This window comes from Ligilactobacillus equi DSM 15833 = JCM 10991 (genome assembly GCF_001435735.1).
Classification (GTDB): Bacteria; Bacillota; Bacilli; order Lactobacillales; family Lactobacillaceae; genus Ligilactobacillus; species Ligilactobacillus equi.
Genome location: NZ_AZFH01000027.1, coordinates 23393 through 35298, shown reverse-complemented (window position 1 = coordinate 35298; position 11906 = coordinate 23393). Strand labels below are relative to the sequence as shown.

Annotated in this window: 11 protein-coding genes and 1 other annotated feature; of the genes, 2 read left to right on the top strand and 9 right to left on the bottom strand. The window is 38.9% G+C overall.

Features of this window, described 5'->3' with window-relative positions; all coding sequences use genetic code 11:
• Positions 1–420 precede the first annotated feature (420 nt).
• Positions 421–629: a binding site (T-box leader), on the top strand.
• Between the two features lie 82 nt (positions 630–711).
• Positions 712–2007: an O-acetylhomoserine aminocarboxypropyltransferase/cysteine synthase family protein gene (locus tag FC36_RS03680; RefSeq protein WP_025020797.1), complete on the top strand. Its 1296-nt coding sequence runs from the start codon at positions 712–714 to the stop codon at positions 2005–2007.
• A gap of 143 nt (positions 2008–2150) precedes the next feature.
• On the opposite strand, the gene FC36_RS03675 is transcribed toward FC36_RS03680, so the two are convergent.
• The 4 genes from FC36_RS03675 to FC36_RS03660 all read right to left on the bottom strand — a co-directional run bounded on the left by FC36_RS03675 (position 2151) and on the right by FC36_RS03660 (position 6846).
• A complete protein-coding gene (locus FC36_RS03675) occupies positions 2151–3383 on the bottom strand; it encodes a sensor histidine kinase (RefSeq protein WP_023859700.1) in 1233 nt (410 codons plus the stop codon).
• Between the two features lie 4 nt (positions 3384–3387).
• Positions 3388–4062: a response regulator transcription factor gene (locus tag FC36_RS03670; protein ID WP_023859699.1), complete on the bottom strand. Its 675-nt coding sequence runs from the start codon at positions 4060–4062 to the stop codon at positions 3388–3390.
• A gap of 10 nt (positions 4063–4072) precedes the next feature.
• Positions 4073–4693, bottom strand: a complete 621-nt coding sequence (locus FC36_RS03665; protein ID WP_191978604.1) for a GTP pyrophosphokinase — start codon at positions 4691–4693, stop codon at positions 4073–4075.
• Between the two features lie 164 nt (positions 4694–4857).
• Positions 4858–6846: an ABC transporter ATP-binding protein/permease gene (locus FC36_RS03660; RefSeq protein ID WP_025020796.1), complete on the bottom strand. Its 1989-nt coding sequence runs from the start codon at positions 6844–6846 to the stop codon at positions 4858–4860.
• Between the two features lie 175 nt (positions 6847–7021).
• Between FC36_RS03660 and FC36_RS03655 the strand changes: the two genes are divergently transcribed.
• On the top strand, positions 7022–7609 hold the full coding sequence (locus FC36_RS03655; RefSeq protein WP_023859696.1) for a TetR/AcrR family transcriptional regulator: 588 nt from the start codon (positions 7022–7024) through the stop codon (positions 7607–7609).
• Between the two features lie 205 nt (positions 7610–7814).
• On the opposite strand, the gene FC36_RS03650 is transcribed toward FC36_RS03655, so the two are convergent.
• The 5 genes from FC36_RS03650 to FC36_RS03630 form a co-directional block, all read right to left on the bottom strand.
• Positions 7815–8228 carry a hypothetical protein gene (locus FC36_RS03650; RefSeq protein ID WP_023859695.1) on the bottom strand — a complete coding sequence of 138 codons (414 nt, stop codon included), beginning with the start codon at positions 8226–8228 and terminating at the stop codon, positions 7815–7817.
• 19 nt (positions 8229–8247) lie between these two features.
• Positions 8248–8649 carry a hypothetical protein gene (locus FC36_RS03645; RefSeq protein WP_023859694.1) on the bottom strand — a complete coding sequence of 134 codons (402 nt, stop codon included), beginning with the start codon at positions 8647–8649 and terminating at the stop codon, positions 8248–8250.
• Positions 8650–8844: 195 nt separating this feature from the next.
• A complete protein-coding gene (locus FC36_RS03640; RefSeq protein ID WP_023859693.1) occupies positions 8845–9531 on the bottom strand; it encodes a 2,3-diphosphoglycerate-dependent phosphoglycerate mutase in 687 nt (228 codons plus the stop codon).
• 88 nt (positions 9532–9619) lie between these two features.
• On the bottom strand, positions 9620–10813 hold the full coding sequence (locus FC36_RS03635; RefSeq protein ID WP_025020795.1) for a MalY/PatB family protein: 1194 nt from the start codon (positions 10811–10813) through the stop codon (positions 9620–9622).
• Positions 10806–11888 carry an AI-2E family transporter gene (locus FC36_RS03630; protein WP_035188151.1) on the bottom strand — a complete coding sequence of 361 codons (1083 nt, stop codon included), beginning with the start codon at positions 11886–11888 and terminating at the stop codon, positions 10806–10808. Before FC36_RS03630 ends, FC36_RS03635 begins: the two co-directional genes overlap by 8 nt.
• Positions 11889–11906: the final 18 nt, after the last annotated feature.

Here is an 11906-nt window from a genome sequence, read left to right as displayed (position 1 = left end):
TCAAAGAATATACGCTTGTTCTACTGTAGTTTAATTCCTCAGAATGTGCTTGCATATGTTTTCGTCCAATCATTTTATTCTCAACTATATTTTAATATTTATATTTTGCAAATACAAGAGAATTGAACTAAAAGAGGAATTTTTTTACAGGGGGCGCTTTCCTCTCGGTAATAAATTACCGAGTTTCCTCGTACGCTTACGCGACAAATTTTACGTGATGAAGCTGAGCATCTGCAAGCTAAAATTGAGGAACTCCAAGCAACCTTGAATTACCTTAATACTAAAATCGAGCACTACGAAGCCATCTTTTTAGAAGGCAATCACACTACACTTCCACCCCTTCCAAAAAATAAATTGGAAAAAAATTAAAAAATAATTTGACTTTTGAAAGATAAAACGTTATATTACTAATCAAGAAATAATTAAGCGTCGATAAGAAGAGTAACTAAGCCTAGCTAGCCTAGAGAGCTTCACTTGCTGCAAAGAAGCCTAGCTAACTTAGCGAAGATGAACTTGGAGCTTGTTAAGGGTCATCATGGCTACTTGACCGTTAAACAAGGCGTTAACTTGTTTAGAGGCTTGCAAAAGCAAGTAAATCCGGGTGGTACCACGAAATTTTCGTCCCTAGTTAAAGTTTAGACTTTAACTAGGGACTTTTTCTTTTTACCGAAGCTTTGGTCACTGCAAAATTTAAGAAAAGAGGTCATTCATATGAGTAAAGCACCAATTAACACCGATAACTTATCCTTTGAAACTAAACAAGTGCATGCGGGACAACCCATTGACGAAACCGGCGCACGCGCTGTGCCAATTTACCAAACAACTTCCTATGTCTTCGAGGATGCTAACCAAGCAGCCAACCGCTTTGCCTTGACCGATCCCGGTAACATTTATACTCGCTTAACTAATCCAACCACTGACGTTTTTGAAAAGCGAGTAGCAGCTTTAGAAAACGGGACAAGCGCGGTTGCTTTAGCGACCGGTGCCGGGGCCATTACCGCAGCTATTTTAAATATTGCCCAAGCCGGCGATGAAATCATCTCTGCTAGCAATATTTACGGTGGAACCTATAATCTCTTCGCGGCCAGCTTACCACCATTAGGCATCAAGACCCACTTCGTTAATCCTAGTAATCCGGCTAACTTTGCCACCCATATCAATGAACACACCAAGGCTCTTTATGTAGAAACTATTGGTAACCCTAACGCCGACTTAATTGATATTGATGCTATCGCGGAAATTGCTCACCAACACGGTATTCTTCTCATTGTCGATAACACCTTTGCGACTCCATACCTCTACCGTCCTCTTGAACATGGTGCCGACATCGTTGTTCACTCTGCTACAAAATTCTTTGGTGGTCACGGTACAACCATGGGTGGAGTTATCGTAGAAAACGGGAAGTTCGACTACCAAGCCTCCGGGCGTTACCCTGGCTTTACCAGTCCTGACACCCACTACAATGGTTTAATTTGGCACACTCTAGGCGCGGGAGCTTTCACCACAAAAGTTCGGGCTCAAGTTCTCCGAGATACCGGAGCGGCTATTAGTCCTTTTAACTCTTTCCTCTTGCTCCAAGGTTTAGAAACTCTCTCCTTGCGCGTTGAAAGACACACAGCTAACGCCAAAAAAATTGCCCAATTCCTCCATGATCATTCCAAAGTTTCCTGGGTTCGCTATCCTGGCTTGGCAGATGATCCTAATCATGCTTTAGCCCAAAGAGACTTCCCTAAAGGGGTAGGTTCTATCTTCACTTTCGGGCTTAAAGGTGGACTTGAAGCCGGAAAGAAATTGATTGATAAACTCGAACTTTTCTCCCTCTTAGCCAATGTGGCGGATGCCAAATCGTTAATTATTCAACCAGCCTCCACTACCCATGCCCAACTTAGCTCTGAAGAATTAACGGCAACAGGGATTACCCCAGATTTAATCCGAATTTCCATCGGAATTGAAAATGTAGATGACTTAATCGCTGATTTAAGCCAGGCCCTTGATCAGCTAGATTAATACATGCAAGAAGAGGCTGGGGGAAAAACTAACTTTTTAGCTAGAACTTAGAAAATAACTGTAATAAAAAGTGTCAGAAATCACGTTGCTGAAAACATTGATTTCTGACACTTTTTAATTTTTAAGACTTCTTTCCAAGCGTCTTATTTAAGTTTTAAGTAAACTGTAAAAATGATTTTCTCATTCTTATAACTTACCGTAATCTTCCCTTTCATATTTTCTACATAATGTTGTGCCATTGAAAGTCCAATTCCAAAGCCTTTCTTTTGGTTGCTGTGAGATTGATCTTGACGGTAAAATCGGTCAAAAAAACGACTATAATCAACGTTCTTACCGTCAATGTATGTATTAGCCACCTCTAAAACGGCATTTTTCCCAAAACGTCCCTTGCGCAAAACAACCAAAATTTGACCATTAGGGTCGCAATACTTGCTAGCATTATCTAACAGGATATTAACTAACTCTAATAACATTGCTTCATTACCTTCAACTTGGAGGTCCGACTCCACACGGTAGTCATACTCCTTAGCTTCCTTGGTCATAACACTTTTAAAACTTTGACTAACTTTCCTGACAATCTCTGAAAAGTTTATTTTTTCAATCGAGATATTTTCTTGTTCCGTTAATCGTGCCATTACAATAAAGTGTTCAATTAGGCGTGTCAAACGACTAACCTGCATTTTGTTAGATTCAGTCCACTCATCACCACCGTTCATCATTTCCTGGAGCTCAGTATTAGCGGAAATTATGGTCAGAGGCGTTTTCAATTCATGACCTGCATTGGTAATAAACTCTTTTTGTTTGTCGTAAGCCTCAATAATTGGACGAATTGCTCGTTTGGAGAAAAGACTCAATAAAAGCACAAATAAGAACAGAGCCACTAACCCTGACCACAAGCCTACCCGAACTAAAGAACGTACCCGTTCACGAATGGTTGAAACATCCAAGAAAACTATCAAATACCCATTTTTAGCCTTTTTAATTTGGTATGCGTAAGGTACTTGATTGTAAACAACCATACCGGAATTACCTTCACGCCGTAGGAGCTTTTCAATCTCAGGTGTTACTATCTCAGGACTAATGGAATTAATCTGGCGAATATCAACAGCATTAACTCGCTTGCCTTTGTTAGCTCTCGCGCTAAAATAACGGTATTGAAAAATTGACTCAGGATTAAACTTTGGCCCCAACTCTTTTTTCGTTGCCTTTTGAGTCAGCCTTCCTTCATTGTCAACTAAGACTGTCAAAATCGTTTCAATTTCTTTTTGAGCATTCCAAGATGTTACTACTACCATACTCCCAATTACCGTTAATAAAACCAAAGTTAAGGTCATCACAGTTACAACCAAAAACTTATTGCGAAATTTTTGAATCATGGTCTCACCCCACTTTTTTTAAGGTAAAACTTCCACCTTTTTGACCACTAATTTCAACTTTGGCACTGATAGCTGCTAATTTTTGACGTAAATATGAAATATAAATCCAAACCGTTTGTGCGTCAGCAGCATTATCTTCTTCCCAGACGTGTTGTTCAATTTGTTGACTGCTCAACTCTTTCTCCGGATTAAGCATCAAAAACTCCAAAAGTTTAGCTTCCTTACCAGCTAATCGAATTGAATTATGACTGACTAATTCTTGCTCATGAACATCAAGCTTCATATTGCCATACTCTAAGACACTAGCAGTAAAACGGTCATCAACACGTCTTTCCATAGACCGCAAGCGCGCCAATAATTCTTTTAGTGAGAAGGGCTTAGTTAGGTAATCATCAGCTCCAGCATCCAAGCCATTAACTCGATCATCAACTTCGGCCATAGCTGTTAACATAATAACATGGGTCTTATTGCCTGTCGCCCGTATTTCTTTAAGAGCCTCAAGTCCGGTTTTGATTGGCATCATTATATCCAAAATTATCACATCATAAGCACTTTTCTGGCTTAGTTCAACTGCTAATTGGCCGTTATCGGCTATTTCAACCTCGTGACCATTTTTAGTTAAGGCAACTTTCAAGACTCGACTTAGCTGCTCTTCATCTTCCGCAAGTAAAATTTTCATGTCTTTTCCTCTAATCTTCTTCGTGAATTAACTGTCGAATTGTTTGCATAGAAATGTCGCATGATGCCAATTCATCTGCACAACGTTTTAATTCCTTAGTAATCCTCTCTGGATCTTTAATATCATGCTTATATTTCATTTCATGCTCCAAACTCGCCCAGGAATCCATCGCAATTGTCCGTAATTGAACTTCTAAATAATAATGTCCTGGCTGTCGCCCATTAATATCTGGAAATTTAGTAACTATATCAAAAATCATATGATAACTGCGGTAACCATTAGGTTTAGCATTTTTAACGTAATCTTTTTCTTGAATAACACGCCAGCCAGATAACGCCCGCAACTGTTCCACCATGGTATAAATATCATCAACAAAACCACAAACGACTCGAATCGCAATGGCGTCCTTAATCTCCCATAAAGCATTTTTAGTAGACATCGCAAGCCCTTTACGTTGACACTTTTCCCGCATACTATTTTCCGTTTTAATTCGACCAATCAGGTGTTCGTAAAGTTTACAATTACGATTTTCTTTATATTCCTGATTTATCACCCTAATTTTATTCATCATTTCTTCCAAAATTTGTGGCAGATACGCCTCATATTCACCGTAGATACTTGTTGCCACTATAATCATCCCCGCCTTTACTTTTTCTCATTATATCACGCAATTCTTTTTTATTGGTCAAAGACACTGTTTTTTTAAGCTTTCTTCATACAATCACCATGAAAAAAATAGTACACCTCCAAATCCATAAAGGTGCACTACTTTTAATTTATCATTTTAGACGAAAGTTAATCAGCTGCTAAAGCATCAATTGGATTAAGAGAAGCCGCATGCCGAGCTGGTAACCACGCAGCTAACAAGGAAATAATTAAGGCAATTATAAAGACTGTCACAACATTACCTGCTGTAATTTGAATGAAAGAGTATGTGGCAATTTGAGAAAGCGCACTATTAAAGGTAATTTGTGCCAAGTAAGCAACCACCGTAGCTACTACAGCCGCAAACACCCCAATAATTAAGGATTCGGCAATAAACATATTCCGAATATCACGCTTACTTTCACCTAAAGCTCGCAAAATCCCAATTTCCTTAGTCCGGTCAGCCACCGACATGTACATTGTCACAATAATCATCAAAGCGGAAACCAATAAGGAAATGGCAGCAATTCCGGCTAAAATATTGGTAATTAAATCAATATAAGTTTGAACCGTCGAAATGGCATCAGAGACCGAGGTTGCAGTAAATACGCGCTTACCATCTGACCTAATCTTATCAATTTGTTTAGCCACTGCATTAGACTGATCCATACTATCAACTTTGACTGCCAAAGCCATAGCGCTGGCCTTAACATCAGCATCCTTCATAGCTTGCACCATGGTCTTACCTGAAGCGTAACTCGCACCTGATGAAGAAGCCGCAATCCCTGCAACCTTGGCTTGGTATTTAACTTCTACGGTTTGTCCTTTTTGACCCAATGTTTGGTAGGATAAGGTTACCGTCTTACCAATTAACTTTTGATAATCCTTCTTCTGTAAGACTTTTGCCACACTATCACGGTCTAAGACCACTTCACCAGCTTTGGGACTGCTACCTTTTTTGATGGAACCATTGGAATTTGAACTAGTCCAAGAACTTACTGATTGTGCCAAGGCTTCCTTACCAGCATACTTAATTGTCACATTGGACGTCGAGTAGAGTTTTTGCACAGATTGAACATGAGCTAATTGCTTAATTTTATTAATATCAGCTTGCTTAAAATTCTTTTGAGCTGTCACTTCACCTGACATACTTTGCATAGCAGCTCTTTGGTTAGCTGCTTGCGCATTAGGCCCTTGGGCATTGGTTTTGACATAACGCGTGACAGCAATCGCTTGTGGATTAATTAAATCAGTAATTTGCTTATTAACATAACCATTTACTCCGCGCCCCAAACCTGTAAAGAGCATGACCGCAAATAAACCAATCGCTGTTCCAGCAATAATCAAAGAATTACGTCCCTTATGATACCTGAAATGTTTGTAGGCCGTCTTCAAAGAGGTCGCTAAAGAAAGTTTTTTAGATGTTAGACGTGACTCATTACCGACTTCATAGGCCGGACGTAAGCGTTCATCACCATCGATTTGCCCATCTACCAAGTGAACAACCCGTGTACTAGCATCGGCGACGTGTTGGGAGTGAGTGACTGCAATCACCAAGCGCCCTTCTGCGGCAATTTCATTGAGAATTTGTAAGACATCTTCGGTATTTTGCGAATCTAAGGCTCCCGTAGGTTCATCGGCAATGATAATCTTAGGATCACTTGCTAAAGCCCGAGCAATGGCCACCCTTTGCTTCTGGCCACCCGATAATTGACTCGGATATTTACTAATGTGCTCAATCAAACCTACACGTTTTAAAAGTTCCTTAGCCCTTTGCTCTCGTTCCGTCCCAGTCAAAGTGGTCATATCGAGGGATAATTTTACATTTTCCAAAACGGTTAGGTGATTAATCAAGTTATAAGATTGATAGATATAACCTATTTCATCTCGCCGGTATTGGTCCATGCGTGCTTCTTGGCTGTGATCAAGTTCTTGACTATTAACCACCACTTGCCCTTTAAATTCCCGGTCTAATCCCCCGATAATGTTCATCAAGGTTGATTTTCCACCCCCTGATTCACCCAAAATGGAAATAAATTCCCCTAGTTCAAAGTCTAAACTAATACCCTTTAAAACTGGAAATTCTTCTTTCCCTAGATAGTAAGATTTTTCAATATTTTTGAGTTCTAAGTAAGCCACAAGCTACCACATCCATTCTAAAGTTAAGTATCTTTAAATTTAAGTTATGTCCATAATATGGCACTATTTCAAAATTTTGTCAATAAACTTAAATATAAAAGATACATATTTAACTTTTTTATTAAATTTTTATCGCTTATAATGGAGTTAAAAATATTTTATTTGGAGGTTAAAAATGGATCGTAATCTAAAAAAAGAACTCAATCGTCAAAAAATACTGACCGCCACTCTCAAACTTTATCTCAAGCAGGGCATTAAAGCCACAAGCGTCCGTGATATCAGCCGTGAATCGCAGATTTCTTATGTGACCATGTATAAATACTTCGACAATAAAAATGTCCTCACTCAAAGTGCTCTGGCTTGCCTCATTGACCAAGTTTTTGCCGAGGCGCAAAAAACAATACTCAATCGAAAGTTAACTTTTATGGAACGTATGCACGCTTTCCCAAATCATAAGCACCTTTTCACCACCAGCACTTCAGAAGTTATCACAGAATTGAACAACTACATTCAAGCTGATGAAATTTTAACAACTAAAATTACTGAACACCTCAATGAGCTTTTTAAATTAATCTTACAAGAAGGTCGCAAGGCCGGTTTTGTCCAAACTACTGCCAGTGACCAAGCCATCATTACGTTATTATCTGCGCTCAATTCCTTCCGTACCAATGTCAGCAACGAAAAATTTAACCAACTAATCCCCGACATCATACAAATTTTACTCTACGGCTTAGCACATCCCGGTCAAAAGCTTCCTCACTAGGAAGCTTTTTGTAGTTATAGTCAACTACCTCCAAATTTCAGTCCAGTGCTTGTATATCAGCCAGTAGCATCATTTTATTTAGGTAATTCAAACTTAAATTAGAGCTTAGCTCATCGCTAAAGCCACCGAGTTTACGCCCCATCATAACTAAAAAATAAGCGCTAAATCAAACCTACTTTGATACCTTCATTACCTTTAATAACGTTTAATTAGCCCGTACACTGGCAATAAAGTTATCCGTCACCACCTTGGTTTGGTCGACTTGACCATCATAGAAGTAACATATCGACAAACTATTGTCCATGTATTCTAACTTGGTCAGGTAGGTCACATAACAGGGAAACTTTTTTTCGGCACTTACCTTTTGGTAAAGTTCCCGTAAATATCCAATCACATCACCACCTTCGGGAATTGCGACACAATCGACGACTCGACAATCAACGGTCGTACGATTTTTAACCTGATAGACAAAAAAATCCTGTTCTGGCCGTCTTTCCTGATGTACTTCAGTTATTTCAAAAACGGGCATCACCTTTTCTAAGATATCTATCATTTGTAGACATTCTTCTTGCTTTTGTTCAATACTTTTCATCAAATTTCCGGGAAATGAATCAATCATCTTACTAGCCTCCTTAGTTTTACCGCGCTGGTTTAACTATCAGCACATTCCCGTCTTGATTACGACAGGTCGTTTGTTTAGTTTTCACGTCATAGACAAAAATCATCACACTATTTTGGTTACGGTTAACAATAATCAAATGGGTCAACTCTGGACAAACTGCTTGTAACAGGGACAATTCCTCCCAAATACCATCCTTTTTTACGTCACCTTCCGCAAAAATCAATTGTACCGCTCCAGAACCATAACTTGTTTCAACTTCGTAAAGATTATGTTGATAATAACTAACTGCCTCAACATAATGCACACTTTGAATTCCTAGCTCAGGTGCCAGTAATTGCAGAGCTTGCAAAGCTAAGTCCTCTTTTTTCATTACTTCTCCCATATAACAAAAGTTATCTTCAGTTTGTTTTTTTGACATAAAAACGACTCCTTTATCCTAAAACTTATAAGCGCAATTTTTACCCTTATATATATTAAATACGCAAAAAAATTCATTTTTTGACAAAAAAGTCGAATTTTTTTACTTTAAAGGTTTTACCCGGCTCACCGATTTTTATGTAACACAAAAACCACCCTCAAATGAGAGCGGTTTGTAACGGAAAGAAAATCTATCTTAAAGCTTTTCTTTGTTAACAATGTTCAACTTGTCGTCCAATGTGTAAACTACTGGTTGACCAGTTGCCATTTCAACATCCATGATGTCTTCGTCAGAAATTTGTTCGATGTACTTAGTTAAAGCACGTAAAGAGTTACCGTGGGCAGCAACGATAACGTTCTTGCCAGCCAATAAGTCTGGAGCAATCTTGTCTTCCCAGAATGGGATAACACGTTCCAAAGTAACCTTTAAGTTTTCCCCACCAGGAATAGCACGTGGGTCAAGGTCTGCGTAACGACGGTCGTTAGCTGCAGAACCTTCGTCATCTGCACTCAAAAGTGGAGGCAATACATCGTATGAACGACGCCAGATGTGCACTTGATCTTCACCAAACTTTTCAGCAGCTTCAGCTTTGTTTTGGCCTTGCAATGCACCGTAGTGACGTTCGTTTAAGCGCCATGATTTTTCTTCAGGAACGAATAATTGGTCAGATTCTTCCAAAGCGAAGTGTAAAGTCTTGATGGCACGAGTTAAAACTGATGTGTAAGCTTGGTCGAATTCGATTCCTGCTTCTTTTAACTTCTTACCAGCAGCTTTGGCTTCAGCTTCACCTTGTTCTGACAAGTTAACGTCAACCCAACCAGTAAATAAGTTCTTTAAGTTCCATTCACTTTGACCGTGACGGATAAATACTAATTTTGGCATTTATAGATCCTCTTTCTTTTAATAAAAATGTTACAACTATATTTTACAATGAAATGCAAGAAATTGGTAGTCTAATTCGCGGAATTCTCTATTTTTGCCAATCTTGTAAGGCAACAATTAACGCCCGCACAGCTTTTTCAATGTTAGCTGGTGTCGTCGCCAGGTTAATTCTAATGTGGCCTTGACCACCTTGCCCGAACCAATCCCCAAAGTCTACGGCTAACTTAGCCTTTTGCTTCATAAAAACTTCTATGTCTTCAGGAACCACCAATGCACTTAAATCAACCCACATTAGGTAAGTTCCCTGTAAAGGTGAAACTTTGATTTCTGGAAAGACCTGCGTTAACTGGTCTTTGACATAATCAAAATTATCTTTAATCACAGCGAGCATATTATCGAGCCATTCCGCACCCTTTTCATAAGCAGCTTGGCCTGCAACATGCCCTAAAAGACTCCCCGCTGGTAAAACTTCTTTGACCACTTGTTGATCGAAATGGTCTCGTAGTTGCGGATTAGGAATCACAACATGACAGTTGTTTAAGGCGGCTAGGTTAAAGGTTTTCGATGGTGCATCCACCATAACCATAATGTCACGATAACGGCCATCAGCAATTGATAAAGCAGACACAAATGGCTTATCACCAACGATTAAATCATGATGAATTTCATCACTAATCACCCAAACTTGGTTCGCTTGGCACAAAGCCAAGAGTTGTTCTAATTCAGCTTCATCCCAGACGCGTCCGACTGGATTATGAGGACTACATAAAATTAAGAGCTTCACATGATTTTCTTTAATCTTTGTTTCAATATCTTGGTAATTAAAGCTGTAATTAGCTTGATCATCAACTTGTAATTCAGAAACTACTAGCTTACGGTGATTGTTTTCAATCACATTCATGAAAGGATAGTAAACTGGTTGGAGTACCATCACAGCATCATTTTCTTGCGTCAAGGTTTGTACCAAAGTAGCTAAGGCATTCACAACTCCTGGCCCAAGGCGCATCCATTCTTGGTGTACTTCAATACCATAACGTTCCTTTTGCCAGTTGATATAAGCATGGTAGTAGCTATCCGGCGCAAAAGAATAACCAAAGGCACCGTGACTAATTCGAGCTTGCATGGCATCAATTACGGCTTGGGGGGCCTTAAACTCTGTATCCGCAACCCACAAAGGCAAGAGATCATCTTGACCAAATTGACTCTTTAAGCCATCCCATTTAGCAGAATTAGTATTTTGTCGGGCAACGGCGTACTTTTCAATAAATTCAGTTTTATTCATTTTTCTTCATTCCTCCAATTCGTTTAACCGCATCCTCATAGACTTGATGTTTTTGTCCTACGGGTTTAACGCCTAAGATATCTAGGGCAAAGGTAAAGACGGGAATCCCAACAATCAAGCCCCAAACACCCCAAATATGTTCCGCAAAAAAGAGCACCACAAACGTGTAAAAGATTGGCAACTCTGTCTTACTAGACATTAATTTCGGGTTCAAAATGTAAGATTCTAAGGCATGGACCACTATCAACATGATTATAATGTAGGCAATATATTTGACTCCTCCCACAGAATAACCAATAAAGCAAAGTGGTACGGCTGAAATAATAACCCCTGCAACTGGAATTAAACTCAAAATGAAAACCATAATTCCTAGGGATAGAAGCTGAGGCATACCCATAAAGGCAAGAAATACGGTGGTAATCACAGTGTTGACAATAGCGATAATAAATTGTGCTTCTAAGACTACCCCAAAAGTATTTACAAAAGTTAAACCAAAGTGGCGAATATCCTGAAAGAACCAAGCATAAGGTCCCTTCAAAAAACTGCGCGAAAAGCTAAACATTTCTTCTTTTTCAAAGGTGTAAAAGAAACTCAACAATAAGGACATGACAAAGGTTAACCCCATCGTCCCAATATTACTAAGATAATGAATCAAGACACTCGCACCATTTTGAAAATATTTGAGTACCGTCGAACTCGAGGCATATGACCAAATATAATTAAACACTTCATTATTGGTTTTATTATCCGCATTATTTTTGTAAAAATCTAACACAGACTTAACCAAGATTGTAGATTGTTCGATTAAACGTGGAACATAATTGGTAATGGCGAAGTAAATACCCGCCATAAAAATTAAGTAAGTGATGATGACCGTAAGCTTATTGGGTAAATGCAGATGTTTTTTCATAATTGCTGATAAGCGCAACACTAAAAATGAAAAAATGAACGTTAAAAGAATATAACTCATCACACTTCTTACCAAGTATAGAACCGTAATTAATAATATTAATACAACCCACCGACGTAGACGTTCATTTTGGATAAACCTTTGCCATAAATCTGTTTTTGACATCTTATCCTCCCAAAAATT